This is a genomic window from Mesorhizobium sp. BR1-1-16 (assembly GCF_020165495.1).
Classification (GTDB): domain Bacteria; phylum Pseudomonadota; class Alphaproteobacteria; order Rhizobiales; family Kaistiaceae; genus Kaistia.
Window position 1 is genome coordinate 66,821 of the sequence record NZ_JAIUIE010000004.1, and the last position, 19,994, is coordinate 86,814.

Sequence of the window (19,994 nt, forward strand, 5' to 3'; positions counted from 1 at the left end):
TCACATCCTGGCGATAGCCACATGAAAATCGCCGCAAAGCCGTGGCTTTGCGGCGACTGCTCAGCACCTGAGCATCAGGGCCAGGGCGTTACTGCGCCGGGACAGCGGGGGCTGCCGGAGCCGGGGTTGTATCGCCGGCCGCGGGAGCCGGAGCGGCAGGGGCGGCCGGTGCATCGGGAACCGGCGGGGCGACAGGCGCACCGGATGCATCCGGGGCCGGCGGTGCGGGCGGCGGGGGCGGTGCATCGTTGGGGCCGGGCCCTTCATGCGGAGGCCGGCCGTCCGGGCCGCCGGCATGATCATGCGGGCCGCGCGGACCATGCGGGGGCGGCGGCGGGCCGACCGGACCGATCGCCACGACGGTGCCGTCGCTGCGAACCAGGAAGTTCGCATGGATGAAGCCATTGTCGAAGCGGCCCTGCACCGTCACCGCTTCGTTGGGTGCAACCAGCTTGCCGTTGTCGCCGGCCGGACCGGTTTCGACCAGTGCACGGCCACTGCCGTCCTGGAGGATGAACTTGTTGCCGAAGATCTCGGCGACATTACCCTTGACGGAGACCATCGCGGAACTTGAAAGGGCCGAGATGGCGACCGGGGTCACCGGCGCCATCTCGGTGTTGGCGCGCGCCGCACTCACGGCGGCGGCGCCGCCGGCAGCCCCGGCGCCGATGATGGCGATGGCCGCGAGCGCTGCGAAGGTATGCCGCTTCTTCGGACGGAAGCGCGCGGCCGGGGCCTGTCCTTCCGTTGCGGCGACAATCGGTTCGGCCTGGGTGTTCTGTGTTTCGGACATCGTCAGATGCTCCTTCGTTGCAGAGGCCGCCTTTCTAGCAACCCGCCTCGAACCCCAACTGAACCGGGCCGTTCAGTTTGAGTTAAGGTCGCGGGACTAACTCCGGCGCTGGCATTGGAGCCTTTCATGCGCGTGTTGCTCGTCGAGGATGACAAGGGGCTGGCCGAACGGATTGCGGCATCGCTTCGGTCGGAGAATTTCGTCGTTGATATCGCCCCGAATGGCGAGGATGGCGCCCATCTCGGCGCGACCGAGTTCTACGACGCCGCCATTCTCGATCTCGGACTGCCGAAAATGGACGGCATCTCCGTCCTGAAGGCCTGGCGCGCGGAAGAACGCACGCTGCCGGTGCTCGTGCTCACCGCGCGCGACGGCTGGTCCGAGAAGGTCGCCGGCTTCAAGGCCGGCGCCGACGATTATCTCACCAAGCCGTTCAAGGTCGAGGAAGTGATCATGCGGCTGCGCGCGCTGGTGCGACGCGCCAATGGCCATGCCGCCACCCGCCTCGTCTGCGGATCGCTGACCTTCGACGCGCAGATCGGCACCTTCGAGCGCGATGGCCTGCCGCTCAAGCTGACGGCGCTCGAATGGCGCGTTCTCTCCTGCCTGATGCTGCGCAAGGAAGTGATCGTCGACCGCAGCGAATTGCTGGAGCGCGTCTATGACGGCGACGCCGATGTCGATTCGAACTCGCTCGAAGTGATTATCGGCCGCCTCAGGCGAAAGATCGGGCACGACAGCATCGAGACCAGCCGCGGGCGCGGCTATCGCCTCACGGCAACACCGGCATGACCTTCCTGCCGCGTTCCCTCGGCGGCCGGCTTTTGGCCGGCGGCGCGCTCTTCATGCTCCTCGCGCTCGCGGTCGCAACCGTGCTGATCGGCTTTATCCTCAACCGCTTCATCGTCGGCCAGGTCGACCAGCGCCTCGAGCTGGAGATCGCCACCCTGTCCGGCGCCATCGCGACCGGCCCCGACGGCCGGACGATCCTTCGGCCCTTCGTCGATGTTCCACCTTTCGACCGGGTCGGCTCGGGCTGGTACTGGCAGGTAAGCGGCAAGGATGTCGACTTCAGGTCGTCCTCGCTCGCCGGCGGCACGCTCGACCTGCCGCCTCGCCCGGCCGATCCGCCGCCTCCGGCGGACGCGCATCAGCAGGGCGAGCCGCATCGTCCGGACCGGCCTCCGCCGCCGCCCGACGCGGTCTCGGCGGCCGGCGAGGCGCTGCATGTGCGGACGCGCGCCGTCCTGGCGGGAACCACACCGCTGATCATCACGGCGACGGCGCCGCTTTCGGCCATCGCCACGCCGCTGCGCGAGGCGCTCATCCCGCTGGTGATCTCGATCTTTGTCATCGCAGCCGGGCTTCTGGCGGCGAGCCTCATGCAGGTCCGGATCGGACTGCGGCCGCTCGGGCGCCTTTCCGCCGACCTAAGGGCGGTTCGCGCCGGCCGCATGCAGCATGTACCCGCCGAGCAACCGGCCGAACTGGCGCCGGTCGTCTCTGAACTGAACGCGCTCATCGACCAGAATGCCGCCGGCCTCGCCAGCGCCCGCCTGCATGTCGCCAATCTCGCGCATGGGCTGAAAACGCCGCTGGCCGGCCTCGCCCTCGGGCTCGCGGAGCCGGGCCGCGATCCGGACGGCTCGATGGCGCCACTGGTCGCGCAGATGGAGCGCGGCATCCGCCATCATCTCGGGCGGGCCCGCGCCGCAGCGGCCGGCGGCGGTGGGTTGGCCGCGACCTTGCTGGCGCCCCGCGCCGCCGATCTCGTCGCGGCCCTCGGCAAGATCCACTCCGAGCGAGAGATCACGGCCACGATCGACATCGCGCCCGAAATCGCGGTTGCCTGCGAGGGGCAGGACATCGACGAGATGCTCGGCAATCTGCTCGACAACGCCTTTCAATGGGCGCGTTCAACCGTCGCTGTGTCGGCGCGCGAAGAGGCGCGCAGCATTGTCGTCGCGATCCTCGATGATGGTCCGGGCCTGCCCGATGCCTTGCTGCAGGACGTGTTGCTACCCGGCCGCCGGATCGACGAGACGGTACCCGGTTACGGTTTCGGCCTCTCGATCGCCCGCGAACTCGCCGAGCTCTATGGCGGATCGCTGAGGCTCTATCCGAACACGCCGCGGGGCCTCGGCGTCGCCCTCATTCTGCCGGCAGCGATCGGCTGAGAAGCGCTGGCGACGCGATCAGGGAGCCTGCGTCAATCGGCGCCGCCGATATTGGCGAGCGATTGACGCAGGACCGCCGTCATCGCGATCAGATGCTCGAACGGCTCCACCTCCGGCGCCAGCAGCAGGCGGACCGCCTCCTGGCCCATCTGCTCATGCGGCAGAGCGAAGGTGGTGAGTCCCGGCCGGAGATCGGCGGCAAGCTCGTCATTGTCGAACGACACGACCGGCATGTCGCGCGGAATGCGCAGTCCGGCCTCGCCGAGCGCCTGATAGGCACCAAAGGCCAGACGATCATTGAGGCAGAGCAGGGCCTCGACCGGCACGCGCCGATCGAGCAGGCCCTTGACCAGCTCATAGCCATGCGCCGCCTCCCAGTTCCAGCAGCTCTCCTCGGCGAGGAAGCTCATGCCGCGCTGGTCCATCTCAGCGCGGATGCCCGCGAGGCGGCGCGAGACGGTTTCGGAGCGGAAATAGCCCTCTTCCACCACCTGGTTGTGACCGATCAGGGCGAGGCCTTCGCGGATGCCGGCGCTGTCGAGCAGGCGTATGGCGGCGCGCCCGGCCTCGAATTCGTCCGGAAGCACCGAGACGGGATGTTTCCGGCTGGTGGCATTCAGCATCACGACACGGTTCGCCGCCGGCAGCGACGGCACGAAGACTTCGCGCGCGCGCATCGCTGCGAAGATGAACCCGTCCACCTGGCGGTCGAGCGCCGCCTCGATCGCCTGAACCTCGCGCGCCGGCTCCCCGCCCGTCTCGAGCAGCAGCACGACATGGCCCGCTTTGTCGGCGGCCTCGAGCGTGCCGCGGATGAGCCCGTTGGCGAAGCGCGTCGTTGCAACAACGTCGGAGATGAAGGCGATGGTGCGGGTCTTGTCCGTGCGCAAAGCCCGGGCCGCGAGATTGGGCCGATAGCCGAGCTCGGCTGCGGCAGCGTGAACGCGGGCATGCGCCTCGGCGGAAAGGCGCGTATCGGGCCGGCCGGTCAGGATCATCGAGGCGGCCGTCTGCGACAGCCCCGCCAATCGGGCGACATCGGCAAGTGTAACGCGCTTCCTTCCCAACGACATCACCTCCGCGACGCTGCACCCCCGTGGCGGAGTTCACGCCCCTCATAACGGAGCGGCGCCGAACTTGACAAACGCACGACCCTTATATCATCTGCTAAATCCTTTTAGCAATTATGGTATTGGCGATGGCCTTTGCGCTGGACGACCATTGGGTGTGGGATTTCTGGCTCGCCGACGACGGCGCGCTCTACCACATGTTCTTCCTGCATGCCCCGCATGCGCTCGGCGATCCCCATCTGCGCCACCGCAATGCCCGCATCGGCCACGCGACGTCCGCCGACCTGATCAACTGGACCTATCACGGCCGGGCCTTCGAGGCGGGCGAAGCCGGGACGTTCGACGAGACGGCGACCTGGACCGGATCGGTGGTGCGCGGCCCGGACGGCCTCTGGCGCATGTTCTACACGGGCAGCCGGTTTCTTACGCCGGACACGCACGCCAATATCGAGACGATCGGCGTCGCGACGTCGCCGGATCTCCATCATTGGACCAAGCTGCCCGGGCCGATCTGCCAGGCCGATCCGCGCTGGTACGAGACGCTCGGCTCATCGAGCTGGCCGGAAGAGGCCTGGCGCGACCCATGGGTCTTCCCCTCGGCGGATGGCCAGCTCTGGCACATGCTGATCACGGCGCGCGCGAATGGCGGCGACGAACTCGATCGCGGCGTCATCGGCCACGCCACCTCACGCGACCTCGAAAGCTGGGACGTCCAGCCACCGTTGAGCGCGACCGGCGCCGGCTTCCTGCATCTCGAAGTGCCACAGATCGTCACAACAGGCGGGCGGACGCATCTGCTTTTCTCCTGCGACACCGCCAAGCTGGTCGACCACCGCCACGGCGCCGTCGGCGGCATCTGGAGCGTCGCCGTCGACACGCCGGAAGGCCCCTACCCGATCGCATCGGCACGCCTCGTCGCCAGTGAGCAGCTCTATAGCGGCCGCATCATCGAGGACCGCGCCGGCAGGCCGGTCATGCTTGCGTTCAGGAACAACGACGCGAACGGCGTGTTCATCGGCGCGGTGAGCGACCCGATGCCGGTCGTCGAACGGAACGGCGCGCTGCAACTCGAGGACCTCGCATGACCACCGCTATCCGTGGCGAGACAGCGCCCGGTTTCGAGCCAGTCGCCGCGGCCTTCGCAGCCGCCTTCGACGGCCACCCGACCATGGGCGCCGCCCTCTCCATCCGCATCAAGGGCGAGCGCGTCGTCAACCTTGTCGGCGGGATCGCGGACGAGCGTACGGGCGCATCCTGGCAGCCTCCGACGGCCTCGGTGATCTTTTCCTGTACCAAGGGCCTCGTCTCCATTCTCGCCGCCCGCCTCGTGCAGGAGGGCCGTCTCGACTATGAGGCGCCCGTCGCCCGGTACTGGCCGGAATTCGCAGCGGCCGGAAAGGAGGACGTGCGGGTGAAGCACCTGCTGTCGCACAAGGCCGGCCTCTCGGCGCCGACCATCGACGTCTCGCCGGACGACCTGCTGGACTGGCCGACCATGACGACGCTGCTCGCAGCGCAGGCCCCGCTGTGGCCGCTCGGCTCCGGCCATGCCTATCATGCGCTGACACATGGCTGGCTTGCCGGCGAGGTCATTCGGCGCGTCACCGGTCAGTCCGTCGGGGCGTTCTTCGCCGAGACAATCGCGGCGCCGCTTTCAGCATCCGCCTGGATCGGATTGCCGGAGGCGGAGCGCGGGCGCCTCGCGCATCTCCAGCTCGATCCCGGCCTCCGCGATCTCTGGGCGAGCGAGGCCGCGAAGCCGAGCGCCGAACCGAACTGGAGCTATCGCGCGATGACGCTCGGCAAGGCATTGCCGGCCGCGCTGATAACGGAAGATGGCGGCTTCAACGATCCGCGCGTGCTGAGCGCCGAGATTCCCGGCGCCGGCGGCATCGCCACGGCCGATGCGCTTGCCACGATCTGGTCAGCCACCGTCACCGTGACCAACGGCGTCCGCCTCCTCACCCCAGCGACGATCGCGCTGGCGACGGCAGTCCAATCCGAAGGACCGCCCGTCTTCCAGGAGCCGCCGCCACACCCGCGCTGGGGCATGGCTTCCAGCTCGATTCCGACGCCCGCCACTACCTGACGCCGCAGAGCTTCGGCCATGACGGCGCCGGCGGGCAAGTGACCTTTGCCGATCCGGCGGCCGAACTCGGCTTTGCCTTCGTGACCAACTGGATGATGGGGCCCGGCGACGTCCGCGCGACGGGGATCATCGACGCGTTGCGCGCCGTTCTCTGAAGACAGGCGCGCACGATCTTGCCCGTTATGTCGCGCTTGTGCTAAATCCTTTTAGCACGCCTTCATGGCGTGGACGTCCGAGGGAGGAGACCTTGACCATGAAGACGCTTGAAGCAGCCGGCATCGCCTTGTCGCTGTCGGTTGCAGCCTCAACCGGGGCCCTTGCCGCCCCGAGCTGCGGCACTGACCCCGTGACCGTCAGCGCTTATTTCGAGACTGGCTTTCCGCTGGCCGGCAAGCTGGCCGCCGAATTCAGCAATCAGTTCCCCAACGTCAAATTCGACATCAAGGAAGACCAGTTCGCCAACTTGATGGAAAATACGCCGCGCCTTCTGGCTGGCGACGCGCCACCCGATCTGGTGCGCCTGCCGAGCATGAGCGATCTTGTCGCCAATGAACTCCTGAAGAATCTCGACGGCTATTACACCGACTTCGGCTGGGACCAGTTCCCGGCGTCGCAGTTGATCCAGCTTCGCGTCGAGCCCGAGGGGCGGCCGCGCGGCACCGGCTCCCTCTATGCGATGGGGCTCAACTATTCGATGACCGGCGTCTTCTACAACAAGGAGCTCGCCGCCAAGATCGGCATGACGTCCCCGCCGACGACGCTGGCAGAGCTCGACGCGATCCTCGCCAAGGCGAAGGCCGCCGGCATCACGCCGATCATCCAGTTCAACAAGACCAATGGCGGCCTCGCCTTTCCGCTGCAGGACCTGATGGGCGCCTATGGCCCGCCCGAGCCGATCAATGACTGGATCTTCCAGAAGGACGGCGCGACGATCGACACCCCGTCCAACCTCAAGGCCGCCGAGCATCTCGAGAGCTGGGTCAAGGCCGGCTATTTCGCCCCCGACACCAACGCGATCGACTATTTCGCGATGATGAGCGGCTTCATGAAGGGCGACGGGCTCTTCATGTTCAACGGCGACTGGGAGTCGGGCAATCTCGACAAGCAGATGGCCGGCAAGGCGGGCTTCTTCCTGATGCCGCCGGCCGAAGCCGGCGGACGGCACGCAGCGATGTCGGCGCCGCTCACCTATGGCATCGGCGCCAAGGCCCCGCATGCCGACTGCGCCGCCTTCTTCCTCAACTGGGTGGCGACCAATCCGGAGGCGCGTAAGATCAATGTCGAGATCGGCGGCTCCAACCCGGGCGGACCGACCTCGCTGCCAATCCCGGCCGTCGCGCCCGGCTCGGTGACGGAGGCGACACTGGCCGCCGGTTCCGTGATCGCCAAGGAAAACGGCGCCATGGACTTCATCGCCAATGCGACCGGCGCCATCTTCTCCGCTGGCTGGACGCCTGAATTGCAGAAGCTCGTCGGCGGACGCCAGACGGCCGACGGCCTGCTCAAGGCCGTGCAGAAGGAATATGAGCAGGAACTCTCGCGTTGAGCGAGACGACCCTCGATGACGCGGCAATGCGGCGGGCCGAAGGCTCGCCGCTCCAGTCCACCGGGGCGCGCCGGCCCCGCTTTGGCCGTGACCAGCGAAAGCTGCTGATCGCGGCCGGCTTCATTGCGCCGGCCCTGGTGATGTACGCGGCGTTCGTGCTGGTGCCCTTGGGCATGTCGGTGTTCTATTCGCTGCTGCGCTGGGACGGCATCGGCCGCTGGCGCTTCGTCGGCCTCAGAAACTATCTCATCGTGCTGACCGACCCGGACCTGCTCCAGGTGATCGGTAACGCGTTCAACCTCATCCTCTATTTCACGCTGATCCCGATCGCGCTCGGTCTTGCCGTCGCAACCGTTATCCGCGGCCATATGGCCGGTCCGTTCGGCACGATCACCCGCACGGTGCTGTTCCTGCCGCAGGTCATCCCGCTGGTTGCGGCCGGCATCGCCTGGAGCTGGATGTTCGCCTCGACCGGCCTCGTCAACCAGCTCCTGACCGCGCTCGGCCTTGGTCCGCTGGCGCGCGGATGGCTCGGCGACTTCACCTTCGCCCTGCCCGCAGTCGGTATGATCGGCGCCTGGGTGTTGCTCGGGCTCTGCACCATGCTGCTGGTGACCGGCATCGCCAAGATCGACCAGAGTATCTATGAGGCGGCGGAACTCGACGGCGCCGGCCGCTGGCAGGAACTCGTCTACATCACGATCCCCGCGCTCAGGCAGGAGATCGGCGTCTGCGTGACCGTGACGGTGATCGCGGCGCTGGCGAGCTTCGACATCGTCTATATCGCGACCGCAGGCGGCCCAGGCATCTCGACCATGGTACCGGGGCTCGAGATCTACCGCCTCGCCTTCGCGCATCGCCAGGTCGGCCTCGCCTCGGCCTTGGCGATCGTGCTGATGCTGCTGGTCCTTCTCTGTGTCCTTCCCATCCAATGGTTCGCACGGCCAAAGCGATGATCGAAACCCGCAGCAATGCCCTCGTCGCCCGCGCCATGCTGATCGCGCTCATGGCGGTCACGCTGCTGCCTTTCCTCAGCATGCTCTCCGCCGCGCTTGCCCCTTCCGGCAGTTATCCGGCCGGGCTTCAATGGCCGTCCGATCCGCAATGGGGCAATTTCGTCAAGGCGTTCGAAGTCGCCAACATGACGACGCTGTTGTGGTCGAGCTCGCTGATCGTCGGCGGCGTCGTGCCGGTCTCGGTGCTGATCGCGACCATGGCAGGCTACGGGCTGTCACGGATCGACAAGGGTCGCGGCAAGTGGCTCTATCTTGTCTTCGTGCTCGGCCTCACGCTGCCGTTCGAAGCCGTGATCACGCCGCTCTATTACGAGGTGAAGGCGCTCGGCATCCTCAACACGCGCGTGGCGCTGATCCTGCCGCTCATTGGCCTTTTCATGCCGTTTTCGGTCTATTGGATGCGGGCGCATTTCCTGAACGTCCCGCAGGAAATCGGCGAGGCGGCCGAAGTCGACGGTGCATCCGACTGGAAGCAGTTCTGGCTGATCCAGGTGCCGATCGCCCGACCGGCAATCATGTCGCTGTCGATCCTCCTGTTCCTGTGGACCTGGAACCAGTTCCTTCTGCCCGTGGTGTTGGTCCAGGATCCGGAGCAGCGCACCATGGCTGGCGCCCTTGGCGCCTTCCAGGGACAATGGGGCACGGACGTGCCACTGCTCTGCGCCGGCGCGCTGCTGATCCTGACGCCGACGGTGATCCTGTTCCTGATCTTCCAGCGCCAGTTCGTCGCCGCGTTGCTGCAGGGCTCCGTCAAGGGCTGAGACGCCTCACCCCTTCACGGCGCCCGCCGTCATGCCCGCCACGATCTGGCGGTTGAAGAACAGGAAGACGATCAGCGGCGGGATCGTGATCAGCAGCACATTCGTGAACAGCAGATTGTAGGACGTGTCGAACATGCTCTGGAAATTATAGAGCGTTAGCTGCACCGTCACGTTCTGCTTGCCCGGCAGGTAATAGAGCGGGTTGGTGAAATCGTTGAAGATCGCGACCGACTGGACGACGATGACGGTCACGACGACGGGCTTCAGCAGCGGCAGGATGATGCGGAAGAAGAGCTGCAGCGAGCCGGCGCCATCGATCGTCGCCGCCTCGTCGAGCTCGCGCGGGATCGTTGCCACGAAGGCGCGGAACAGCAGGATGCTGAAGGAGAGCCCATAGGCGACCTCGATCAGGATCATCCCGTGCAGTGTCTTGAACAGCCCGAGGCTCTGCAGCACCCAGATGGTCGGGACGACGGCGGGAGGCATGATGAGGCCGACCAGAACGAAAAAGCCAGCGATCGAGGTCCAGATCGAGGGCCGGCGCTGCAGCACGAAGCCGACCATGGCGCCGAAGACCACCATCAGGGCGACGCTCGCGACCGTGAGGATCGTGCTGTTCACGAAGGCCGTGAGAAGCATGTAGTCGCGCGCCTTGATCACCTGAACCAAATTGTCCCAGATGTGGAAGCTCGTCGGCCAGGAGAATGTCCTGAGCGAGGCTTCCTTCTTGTCCTTCAGGGCCGTCAGCAAGATGAAAATGAAGGGGATGACGAAGACGACCGTCGAGACGAGGATCGCCAGAACACCGGAGATGTATTGGCGCTGCGGGCTCATCGCGAGACTTCCCGGCTGTTGAGGAAGATCGAAAGCGGAACGATGATCAGCGCCACCAGAATGAAGAGCACGACATTGCCGGCCGTCGATAGCCCGTAGAAGCCGGCCTGATATTGCTTGTAGATCACCGACGCGATGACGTCGGAGGTAAAGCCGGGGCCGCCGCGGGTCATGGACCAGATCAGGTCGAACGACCTGAGGCCGCCGATGAGGCTCAGCAACACGACGGTGACCGTGGCCGGCCGGGCCAGCGGCAATGTGATGTTCCAGAACCGCTGCATCGAATTGGTGCCGTCGATGCGCGCGGCCTCATAATAGTCGCGCGGGATCGAGACGATGCCCGCGATATAGATCACGGTGGCAAGGCCGACACCCTTCCAGACATCGACCAGGGCGACGGAGATGAGCGCCAGCCTTGGATCGGTCAGCCAGCCCGGACCGCGGACACCGATGAGCGCAAGGCTCTCATTGATGAGGCCCTCCGTTGGGTGCATCAGCACCGTGAAGGTGATGCCGACGCCGACGGTGCTGACGAGTACCGGGAAGAACACGACCGAGCGGAGATAATCGCGCGCCCAGATCTCCGAGGTGAGCAGCACGCCGAAGAGGAGGCCGAGCACGACCTTCAGGCCGGACGTCAGCGTGGCGTAGATCAGCGTGTTGATGAGCCCGCCGACGAGAAACGGCTCGTTGAAGAACTGGATGAAATTGCCGAAGCCGATGAATGTCCAGTTGAACAGCGTCCACCGCGTCATGCTGAAAAACAGCGAGGCCAGCGTCGGAAAGAGGAACAGGACGCCATAGATCACGGCCGCCGGCAGGAAGAACCAGGTCGGGTATGGCGTCCGAATGGACCTTCTGGGCACGGACGGTCGGCCCGCGGCGGCGTCGGTTGCAAGCGTCATTGGCATGTCCTCTCGTGAACGGGTCCGCATCGCCGTCGGGCGATCCGGACCCGCTTCGCGCTACCAGCCGGGCAGACCGAGTTGCTGGGCCTGCTTCTTGACGTCCTCGTCATAGAGCGCCGCGCCGTCGGCCGGCGAGCGAATGCCGGAGCCGACCTCGACCGTGATCTGCTCGAGCGAGGGACCCTTGACCGGCGAGACGAATTCAAGCGCCGGAGAGGCGGCGCCATTCTCGCCGAAATAGGGAAGGAGGTCGGCAACAGCGCCCGGAACATCCTTCGGCAGGCTGCACCCCTTCACCATATAGGGTCCGGTCGCGCCGAGGGCGGCTGTCTGCGCCTCGCAGCCGGCCGGGCTCGCGACGAAAGCCGCGAACTTCTTGGCTGCATCGATGTGCTCACTGCTGCCGGAGATGTAGAGGCCATCCGGCATCCACACGGTCAGGCCGTTCTTGGCGGCGTCGTCGCCCGGCATGGCGAAGAAGCCGACATCGTCGATATGCTCGGGATAGGTCGTCTTGATGGCGCCGATCGCGAAAGTGAGCATCGGGTAATGCGCGCCCTCGCCGGTTGCGAGCTTGCGCAGGCCGTCATCATAGGTCGCGGCGCCGAAATCGTCGTTGAGGTAGCCGGCCTTGAACACGTCGGCCTGATGCTCGAAGCCCTTCAGCGCCGCCGGGGAGGTCGCAAACTTGGCCTGGTTGGCGGTGAACTTCGTTGCGAAGCCGGGTTCGGCGACATTGACGTTGAAAAAATCGCCAAGAACGAACAGCTGCGACGTCCAGGTATCCTTGAAGGTCTGGATCACCGGAGTTTTTCCGGCAGCCTTGATCTTGGCGTTGTTCGCCATGAACTCGGCCCAGGTCTTCGGGACCTGGAGGCCGAGATCGCTGTAGATCTTCTTGTTGTAATAGATGCCGCCGCCCATGCCGGTGCCGATCGGCGCGCCGCGCTGCGTGCCGTCGGGCGCCGTCACGACCTTCTTGAAGATATCCTGGACATCGGCCTGCCACGGCTCGCCCGAGAGGTCGACGAGGTTCTGCTGCGGGTTGATCGCCTGGAAGAGCGAGCCGGAATTATACTGGAAGACGTCCGACATCTCGCCGGTCGCAAGGCGCGTCTTGATGAGATTGTCGCCCTCGGCGCCGCCGGGCCTCGTGTCGATGTCGACCTTGATGTCGGGATTGGCGGCTTCGAACGCCTTTGCGAGCGACTGCGCCCGCGCGACATTCTCTTCGCCGGATGGAACGAGGAATGTCAGCGTGGTGGTGTCTGCGAAAGCCGACCCCGACAGGGCCGTCATGACCGTCAGTCCTGCGGCAAAGCCGGCCAGGACGCTCCAGTTCTTCGATCGTGGCATAGGTTTCCTCCCTATCCGTGCCGATGCAATCTGGATATGCGGGCCCCCTTCACGGGGTCCGCGCATTGATGTGCCCGGTGTCGGGCCGTTCGCGAGGCGGCGCGGAATAGTCGAACGTGATGACGTGGCCGCCCTCTCCCAACAGCCTGTCATCCCCATTGCCGACTTCGCCGTCGATCGCGACGTTCCTGTAGCGGCGATCGAGCCTCAACGCGCCGCGCGACCCCCGGGGTATCTCGATCTCATAGCGAACCCTCTCGCCGTCGAGCGTCCACTCGGCCCGGATCGGCCCTGCGGGGCTGTCATGATACGCCTTCACGGGCGCAAGTTCCGGCACGATCGTCGGCTCGAAGATGATGGTCTCGAAAGCCGGCGCCTCGGGATCGGGCCTGAAGCCGGCCACGCCCTCCAGCAGCCACTGGCAGACCGCGCCATAGGCATAGTGGTTGTAGGAATTCATCTGCGGATTGTAGATCGTGCCATCCGCCTGGATCGCGTCCCAGCGTTCCCAGATCGTCGTGGCGCCCATCTTGACCTGATAGAGCCAGCCAGGAACCTCCTCCTGAAGGAAGACGTCCGCCGCAAGGCCCGGCTCGCCGATCTTGACGAGGGCCGGCAGCAGCGCCGGCGTGCCGATGAAGCCGGTGCCGATCCGGCCATCGGCGCGGGCGATCGTGGCCTTGAAATAGGCTTTCGCGGCCTCCTGCTTCTCCGCAGGGATCAGATCGTGAAGGAAAGCGAGCGCATAGGATGTCTGGTCGTCATAGCAAAGTCGCCCCGACGACGTGATGAACTCGCTGGCGAATGCTGCCTTGACCGCCGCCGCCTTCGCTTCCATGCGCCCGGCGATATCCGCATCGCCGACAATACGCGCGATCCGGGCGACCAGGCTGGAGGTGATGTAGAGATAGATCGTGGCCGCGGCATCATCGCCGATCGTCGGCAGCGGTTTGGCGCTCGGCCCGCTCGGCTGCAGCCAGTCGCCGAATGAAAAGCCCCGCCCGCCCCAATGGCGCGGCGGCGAGACGATCGGGCCGTCGCTGATCGACCACACGAAGTCGACCCATTTGACCATGGCAGGCAGCGCCTCCTTGAGAAAGGCCGCATCGCCATAGTGCAGATAAAGCTGCCACGGCACGATGGCGATGGCATCGCCCCAGCCGGTGCTGCCATAGAAGCCGGGATAATCCTTCGGGTTGAGGCGCGTCGGATCGGGCACGACATGCGGCACCGCGCCATCGGGGCGCTGATCGGCCATGACATCGCGCACCCACTTCCTGAAGAAGTCGTGCGCGTCGGCCAGATAGCAGGCCGTGCCCGCGAAGACCTGGGCGTCGCCCGTCCAGCCAAGGCGTTCGTCACGCTGCGGGCAATCGGTCGGGACTTCGATAAAATTCGCCCGCTGCGACCAGAGCGTATTCAGCACCAGGCGGTTGACGAGCGGATTGCCGGAGGTGAAGCCGGCCTTCACCTCTGTGACCGAGCTGATCGGGATCAGGCGGATCGAGGCGAGCGTCGCGTCGCCCTCGATCGTCACCCGGGCATAGCGGAAGCCCTGGAACGTGAAATGCGGGCGGTAATGCTCGGTGCCATTACCGGCAAGGATATATTCCAGCCGCGCCTCAGCTGTGCGGAGATTGCCGTTGTAGAAGACGCCTTCCTTATCCAGGATCTCGCCATGCTCCACGATGACCTTCGCACCGGGAGCGCCGGTCACCTCGAAAGAGACATAGCCACCGGCATTCTGTCCGAAGTCGTAGACCGTGCGCTCCTCCGCATCGGACCATTGCCGGACAACTTCCAGCGGCTCCAGTTCGCGGACCGGCGTCGTCTCGTGCGGGATGAGCCGCGCCATATCGAAATCGATAACTGCGGTGCCGGCGGTTGAGTGCGGCTTGAACCGCGCGTCGAAGATCTCGCCGAAATAGATGCCGGACTTGCGGATCGGCAGTTCGCCGCTCTCCCAGGTCGCATCCGTCGACACGATGACCGGTGCATCGGCGCCGGAACCGGCGCGCAGTTCGGCGATCGCCGCGATCTCGCTGCCCCATGTGTTGAAGATGGGGGCCTCGCTCCACATCATCTGCGACCGCAGCCAGCCGTCCGCCAGCCAGATCTCGATCCGGTTCGCTCCCGGGACGAGGAGTTGGCCAACCTCATAAGTTTGGTAGCTCAGTCGGACGTCGTAGCTCGTCCAGCCCGGCGTCAGCTGGTCATTGCCGACGCGCTGGCCGTTGATGAAGGCGCGGTAGAGTCCAAGGGCGCTGATGCGGAGCACCTCGTCGCCGTTCACCCGGTCGAGAACGAAATCCGTCGCGACGAACGATGCGGGCGTGCCGACGCCGCCATCCGAGAGCGGCCGGATCATCTGCCCGGCCCAGACATGGGGAAGCGGCCGCTCCCCACCAGGAGCGACCTTCTCTGCCACCGATTCCAACACCGCATCCTCCCGCAAGTCGGCGCTACACATGCCCTTCAGAGCTGTGTATACTGTTCTACGTGCATCGTTCTATATTTCAGCCGTGATGGCAATAGATATTCGGCGAGGGCTGGGCTAAGGCAGAGCGGACGCATCGGCCGCAATCGGCCGGCGATGGGCAGACAGGCAGGACATGAAGAGTTCCGGTGGCGGAAGGCCCAATCGGATTACCATTCGCGACGTGGCGGCTGACGCGGATGTATCGGTCGCCGCCGTGTCGAAGGTGTTGCGCGAGGCCTATGGCGTCAGCGCCTCGATGCGGTCGAAGGTTCATTCGTCAATGGCGAAGCTCGGCTATCGCCCTCACACCGCAGCCCGCGGCATGCGCGGACAGACCTTCACGCTCGGCCTGATCCTGCCCGATATCCGCAATCCCTTCTTCGCCGACATCATCGCCGGCTTCCAGGATGGGTTGGAGGGGACCCAGTATCAGGCCCTGATCGGCATCAACCGGTCCACGTCGATGGTCGAAGAGGGCCTGGTCGATTCCATGATCGACCGGCAGATGGACGGCCTTCTGATCGTCGGGGCCAACGACCACGAACAGCTCATCGCAATCGCGCAGCGAAAGCCGCTCGTCACGATCGGCAATCACCACGCCAGCAACGAGGTCTACGACACGGTCAACAATGACGACGACGAGGCGGCCCGGCTGGCAGTCCGTCATCTCGTCGATGGCGGGTACCGCAACATTGCGATGCTCAGCCTGATAACCGACTCGACGATCATCAAGGAACGAGAGCGCGGATACACCGACGAGATGAACCGTCTCGGCCTCAGCCGGTTTGCCCGGATCGTGAGATCCGACCAGCTGCAGTCATCTGTGCAGAACGCCGCTCGGGCCATTCTGACGGGTCCGGACCGGACGGAAGCGCTGTTCTGCTGGACGGATTTCATCGCTCTGCAGGTAATCGGCGTCGCGACCGAACTTGGCCTTGGCATCCCTGATGACGTCGCCATCGTCGGCCATGACAACACCATGTATTGCGACTTCGGGCAGAACAGCCTGACGAGCGTCGACCAGTCCGGCCGCCTACTCGGTCTCGAGGCGGCGCGCAGGCTGATCGAGCGGATCAAGGGCCGGCAGGCGACGGAGCACTACCTCGTCTCACCGCGCCTCGTCGTGCGGAGGAGCTCGGTCCGCAACATTCTGACCGAGCCGGCCGCGGCTCTGTAGCCGAGGCGGGACCGTATCTGAGGCCGTCAGCCTGCGCCCTCGGCAAGCCCCGACCGGCGCCGCTCCAGCCTTTCATTGATGATCCGGCGCGCCGCGACCGGATCGGGCGGCAGCACGGCATTGCGCAGCGCCCGCGAATATTCCTGGCTCGGATGACCCAGCACGGCGCGCGCCTCGCCCGCCTCGATCACCTCGCCCCTGTGCATGATGATCACCCGGTCGGAGATGTAATACGCCGTCGAGAGATCGTGCGTGATGTAGATGATCGTCACGCCGAGATCGTCGCGCAGCGTGCGGAAGAGATTGACGATCGACATCCTGAGCGAGGCGTCGACCATCGAGACCGGCTCGTCCGCCACGATCAGCTTCGGGCCGGGGATGAGCGCTCGGGCGACGGCGATGCGCTGCAGCTGACCGCCCGAAAGCTCGTGCGAATAGCGGCCCCGCACCTCCGCCAGCGACAAGCCGACATGCTGCAAGGCCTTGTCGGCAGCGGCGTCGATCTCGCTGCGAGCCTTGAGGCCGAGAAAGCGCCGCGCCGTCGAAAACAGATAGAAATCGAGCGTCGTCAGCGGATTGAAGGCCTCGAACGGATTTTGAAAGATCGGCTGAACCTTCGCCATGAAGGCGAGCCGGTCGCTGCGGCTTCGAATGGTCGTGACGTCCTTGCCGAGGAAATGGATGGCGCCGCTGGTCGGCACCTCGTTGCCGAGGATCATTCGGGCGGTGGTCGTCTTGCCGCTGCCGGATTCGCCGACGATCGTGAAAATCTCCGGCTTCTCTGCATCGAGCGTGAAGGAGAGATCCTTGACCGCCTGCATCTTTCCCCGGGCGAAGAGGCCGCCAACCGGATAGCTGCGTCCGACGTGATCGAGCTGAAGAAGCGCGCTCATGCTGCGGCCACCTCGCCGGCCCGCCAGCAGGCGACGCGACCCTCGCCGCGCGGCTCCAGCGGCGGGCTCTCGGTCTCGCATTTCGTGATCGCCAGCGGGCAGCGCGGATGGAAACGGCAGCCGCTGGGCGGATCGGCAAGGTTCGGCGGCTTGCCGGGCAAGGACTGGCGCCGCGTGGTATCTCCGATGCGCGGCAGGCTGGCGATCAGATGCGCCGTGTAAGGGTGCTGCGGCCGCGCGAACATCGCCTGCGCCGGACCTTCCTCGACCAGTCGCCCGGCATAGATGATGCCGATGCGATCAGCGATGGCGGCATGCACCGTCATGTCATGTGTCACGAAGATGATCGACGAACCGAGACGCGACTGGACGTCCTTGATCAGGGCCAGCACGTCCTGCTGAACCAGGACATCGAGCGCCGTGGTCGGCTCGTCGGCAATGATGAATTCCGGTTCGCACACGGTGGCGAGGCCGATCGCCAGGCGTTGACGCATACCGCCGGAGAGCTGGTGCGGATAGGCTTCCAGCACCTGCGGATCGAGGCCGATCTGCTCGAGATGGGCTTCGACCCGAGCGCGAAAGGCCGATGGCGACAGACCCATATGGCGGAAGGCAAAGTCGTGAAACGCATGCTTCACCCGGCGGACCGGGTTGAGCACGTTCATCGAGCCTTGCATCACATAGCTGAGATGCCGCCAGCGCGCCGCCTTCATCGCCTGCGGATCGTCATAGACATCCAGTGTCCGGCCGCCGAAATCGAAACGCACCGAACCCGAGACGACGCGCAGCGGCGGCCGGATGGCGCCGGCGATCGTCTTGATCAGCGACGACTTGCCGGATGAGGATTCGCCCGCGATGCCATAGATCTCGTTGCGATGGATGGTCAGCGTGATGTCGTCGACGGCGCGCACTTCGCGCGACACGCCGAAATAATTCATCTGGTAATAGGCCTTGAGGTTCTCGACGCGGAGAACCGGTTCGGCGGGGGCCGCCAGGGTCTCAGGTTTCACTTCGACCTGCATGGTCAGCCTCCCATCCGGCTCAAGCGGCTGCGCGGGTCGATATACTCGTTGATCGAGATCGCCAGCAGGAACAGGCCGAGAAAGAGCAGCACCACAGCGACGATCGGGAACACGAGCCACCACCAGATGCCGGAGACGGCCGCCTGATGCTGGTTGGCCCAGTAGATCATGCCGCCGACCGTCGGTCGGTTGACGTCGGAGAAGCCAAGCACGGACAGCGTGACCTCGAGGCCGATGGCCCAGATCAGGTTGTTCATGGCGGTGAAGAACACGACCGGCATCACATAGGGGAGATGCTGGCGCACCAGCACCTGCGGCACGCTCATGCCGGCGAAGACGGCGTGGCGAGTGAATTCTCGGTTGCGGAGGCTGAGCGTCACCGAGCGGATGAGGCGCGCATCATAATTCCAGCCGAGCAATGCGGCGGTGACGGCAAGGAGCGGCCAGGTCATCTGGTCGCGCATGACGAAATAGACCAGCAGCAGGATCGGGATATTGGGCAGGGCGATCAGCGTATCGTTGATCGTCATCAGCACTTCATCGGCCTTGCCGCCGAGATAGCCGGACAGCATGCCGACGGCGAGCGCGATGATGCGGCTCAGGATCATCACGACGAGTCCGAACGTCATCGTGTTCCAGATCGCGGCGCTCATCTGCCAGAACACGTCCTGACCGCGCGATGTGGTGCCGAGCCAGAACTCGGCCGAAGGCGGCATGTCAGGGGGCAGCAGGTAGATCGCCGTATCCGGATAGGGCGCGAAGAAATGCGCCGCTGCGAACAGGAAAATCAACGCCGTCAGCACAAAGCCGACCAGGAACTCGACGTTGAAGCGCAGCAAATCCCTGAGAATCGAGAACATGATCAGCCGAGCCTCACGCGTGGGTCGATGAGCGGATAGACAAGGTCGATGATGAAGACCGCGACGGCCACCGCGACGATCGACATGGTCGTCACGCCGAGTACAAGGCTGTAGTCGCCGCTGTAGATGCCCTGGATCAGCAGCCGGCCGACGCCTGGATAATTGAACAGGAATTCGGTGATGACCGCGCCGCCAAAGACGTTTCCGAGGGAAAGCGCAAGTCCGGTCAGCTGCGGCAGCAGGGCATTGCGGGCGACATACTGGCTGAAGATGGTCGCCGAGGAGACGCCGCCAAGCTCGGCATAGACGACGTGGTCATCGGTGACGATGTTGGAAACCAGAGACCGCATCGAAATGAACCAGCTGCCGATGCCGACCAGAACGAGGGTCAGGGCGGGCAGCAGGCCGTGCTGGATGACCGAGCCGATGAAGGCAAGGCTGAAGCCCGGCTGCAGGTTCATCTGCGCGCCGCCGGAGATCGGCAGCACCGGCCAGACGAAGCCGAAGGTCAGGAGCAGCAACAGGCCGACGATATAGGCGGGCACCGGGTGCAGCGCCATGACGGCGGCGCCCGAGAGCTTCAGGAGGACATTGGAACGGAAATACCCCGCAAGTGCGCCAAGCAGATTGCCAAGGCACCAGGAGATGAGCACCGACAGCGTCAGCAAGCCGACCGTCCAGGGCAGCGCACCCATGATCAGCGACATGACCGGGGTCGGGAAAGACGACAGCGACGGCCCGAAATCGCCGTGCAGCACGCGGCCCCAGAAGGCGAGATACTGCTCGAAGAAGGATCCCTGCAGGCCATAGAGCTCGGACAAGGCTGCGCGGAGCAGCTCCACCGAGCGGGGATCGGTCGCGCCGAAATTGGTCATCAGCGAGACCGACTGCTCGACCGGGTCAACCGGCGACAGATGCGTGATGAGGAACGCCAGCGATACGCCCAGGAAGATCACGAGGATGAACTGGAGAAAGCGCCGGGCGAGATATTTGGCAAATCCGTCCATCTGCGA

Annotated in this window: 18 protein-coding genes and 1 pseudogene; 9 read left to right on the forward strand and 10 right to left on the reverse strand. The window is 65.2% G+C overall.

Annotated features, from left to right (window positions below):
• Window positions 1-295: 295 nt before the first annotated feature.
• Window positions 296-793 (reverse strand): annotated as a pseudogene (locus tag LB518_RS24840) (single stranded DNA-binding domain-containing protein); the annotation flags it as partial.
• A 126-nt stretch (window positions 794-919) separates the two neighbouring features.
• Here LB518_RS24840 and LB518_RS10985 point away from each other — a divergent pair.
• Both LB518_RS10985 and LB518_RS10990 read left to right on the forward strand, forming a co-directional pair.
• Window positions 920-1,585: a response regulator gene (locus LB518_RS10985; RefSeq protein ID WP_224577358.1), complete on the forward strand. Its 666-nt coding sequence runs from the start codon at window positions 920-922 to the stop codon at window positions 1,583-1,585.
• A complete protein-coding gene (locus LB518_RS10990; RefSeq protein ID WP_224577359.1) occupies window positions 1,582-2,970 on the forward strand; it encodes a sensor histidine kinase in 1,389 nt (462 codons plus the stop codon). Before LB518_RS10985 ends, LB518_RS10990 begins: the two co-directional genes overlap by 4 nt.
• A gap of 32 nt (window positions 2,971-3,002) precedes the next feature.
• Here the strand turns inward: LB518_RS10990 and LB518_RS10995 are convergent, their stop codons facing one another.
• Window positions 3,003-4,037 (reverse strand): LacI family DNA-binding transcriptional regulator, encoded by a 1,035-nt coding sequence (locus LB518_RS10995; RefSeq protein WP_224577360.1) that lies wholly within the window; start codon window positions 4,035-4,037, stop codon window positions 3,003-3,005.
• A gap of 131 nt (window positions 4,038-4,168) precedes the next feature.
• On the opposite strand from LB518_RS10995, the gene LB518_RS11000 reads away from it, so the two are divergent.
• The 6 genes from LB518_RS11000 to LB518_RS11020 all read left to right on the forward strand — a co-directional run bounded on the left by LB518_RS11000 (window position 4,169) and on the right by LB518_RS11020 (window position 9,452).
• Entirely contained in the window at window positions 4,169-5,125 is a 957-nt protein-coding gene (locus LB518_RS11000) for a glycoside hydrolase family protein (protein ID WP_224577361.1), read from the forward strand.
• Window positions 5,122-6,129: a serine hydrolase domain-containing protein gene (locus LB518_RS11005; protein ID WP_286198664.1), complete on the forward strand. Its 1,008-nt coding sequence runs from the start codon at window positions 5,122-5,124 to the stop codon at window positions 6,127-6,129. Before LB518_RS11000 ends, LB518_RS11005 begins: the two co-directional genes overlap by 4 nt.
• Window positions 6,084-6,284: a serine hydrolase gene (locus tag LB518_RS24680; RefSeq protein ID WP_286198678.1), complete on the forward strand. Its 201-nt coding sequence runs from the start codon at window positions 6,084-6,086 to the stop codon at window positions 6,282-6,284. The genes LB518_RS11005 and LB518_RS24680 overlap by 46 nt, the downstream gene beginning before the upstream one ends.
• A gap of 98 nt (window positions 6,285-6,382) precedes the next feature.
• Window positions 6,383-7,675 carry an ABC transporter substrate-binding protein gene (locus tag LB518_RS11010; RefSeq protein ID WP_224577362.1) on the forward strand — a complete coding sequence of 431 codons (1,293 nt, stop codon included), beginning with the start codon at window positions 6,383-6,385 and terminating at the stop codon, window positions 7,673-7,675.
• Window positions 7,672-8,631 carry a carbohydrate ABC transporter permease gene (locus LB518_RS11015; RefSeq protein ID WP_224577363.1) on the forward strand — a complete coding sequence of 320 codons (960 nt, stop codon included), beginning with the start codon at window positions 7,672-7,674 and terminating at the stop codon, window positions 8,629-8,631. Before LB518_RS11010 ends, LB518_RS11015 begins: the two co-directional genes overlap by 4 nt.
• Complete coding sequence (locus LB518_RS11020; protein WP_224577366.1) at window positions 8,628-9,452, forward strand: carbohydrate ABC transporter permease; 825 nt, start codon at window positions 8,628-8,630, stop codon at window positions 9,450-9,452. The genes LB518_RS11015 and LB518_RS11020 overlap by 4 nt, the downstream gene beginning before the upstream one ends.
• A 6-nt stretch (window positions 9,453-9,458) precedes the next feature.
• Here LB518_RS11020 and LB518_RS11025 read toward each other — a convergent pair whose 3' ends face one another.
• The 4 genes from LB518_RS11025 to LB518_RS11040 are packed head-to-tail and all read right to left on the reverse strand — an operon-like array spanning window position 9,459 to window position 14,918.
• The gene (locus tag LB518_RS11025) at window positions 9,459-10,286 is read right to left on the reverse strand and encodes a carbohydrate ABC transporter permease (protein WP_224577368.1); all 828 of its coding nucleotides are present in this window, start codon (window positions 10,284-10,286) and stop codon (window positions 9,459-9,461) included.
• Window positions 10,283-11,191, reverse strand: coding sequence for a carbohydrate ABC transporter permease (locus tag LB518_RS11030; RefSeq protein WP_224577370.1), 909 nt, complete (start codon window positions 11,189-11,191; stop codon window positions 10,283-10,285). Before LB518_RS11030 ends, LB518_RS11025 begins: the two co-directional genes overlap by 4 nt.
• A gap of 60 nt (window positions 11,192-11,251) precedes the next feature.
• Entirely contained in the window at window positions 11,252-12,550 is a 1,299-nt protein-coding gene (locus tag LB518_RS11035; RefSeq protein ID WP_502845821.1) for an ABC transporter substrate-binding protein, read from the reverse strand.
• Between the two features lie 49 nt (window positions 12,551-12,599).
• Window positions 12,600-14,918, reverse strand: coding sequence for an alpha-L-rhamnosidase (locus LB518_RS11040; RefSeq protein WP_224577861.1), 2,319 nt, complete (start codon window positions 14,916-14,918; stop codon window positions 12,600-12,602).
• A 244-nt stretch (window positions 14,919-15,162) separates the two neighbouring features.
• Here LB518_RS11040 and LB518_RS11045 point away from each other — a divergent pair, with 244 nt between their 5' ends.
• Complete coding sequence (locus tag LB518_RS11045) at window positions 15,163-16,206, forward strand: LacI family DNA-binding transcriptional regulator (protein ID WP_224577372.1); 1,044 nt, start codon at window positions 15,163-15,165, stop codon at window positions 16,204-16,206.
• A 26-nt stretch (window positions 16,207-16,232) separates the two neighbouring features.
• Here LB518_RS11045 and LB518_RS11050 read toward each other — a convergent pair whose 3' ends face one another.
• From LB518_RS11050 to LB518_RS11065, 4 genes are read right to left on the reverse strand one after another with little or no spacing between them, the layout of a single operon-like run.
• Complete coding sequence (locus LB518_RS11050; RefSeq protein WP_224577374.1) at window positions 16,233-17,099, reverse strand: ABC transporter ATP-binding protein; 867 nt, start codon at window positions 17,097-17,099, stop codon at window positions 16,233-16,235.
• Window positions 17,096-18,121 (reverse strand): ABC transporter ATP-binding protein, encoded by a 1,026-nt coding sequence (locus LB518_RS11055; protein WP_224577376.1) that lies wholly within the window; start codon window positions 18,119-18,121, stop codon window positions 17,096-17,098. The genes LB518_RS11050 and LB518_RS11055 overlap by 4 nt, the downstream gene beginning before the upstream one ends.
• A 2-nt stretch (window positions 18,122-18,123) precedes the next feature.
• Window positions 18,124-18,981: an ABC transporter permease gene (locus LB518_RS11060; protein WP_224577377.1), complete on the reverse strand. Its 858-nt coding sequence runs from the start codon at window positions 18,979-18,981 to the stop codon at window positions 18,124-18,126.
• A gap of 2 nt (window positions 18,982-18,983) precedes the next feature.
• A complete protein-coding gene (locus tag LB518_RS11065) occupies window positions 18,984-19,988 on the reverse strand; it encodes an ABC transporter permease (protein WP_224577380.1) in 1,005 nt (334 codons plus the stop codon).
• Window positions 19,989-19,994: the final 6 nt, after the last annotated feature.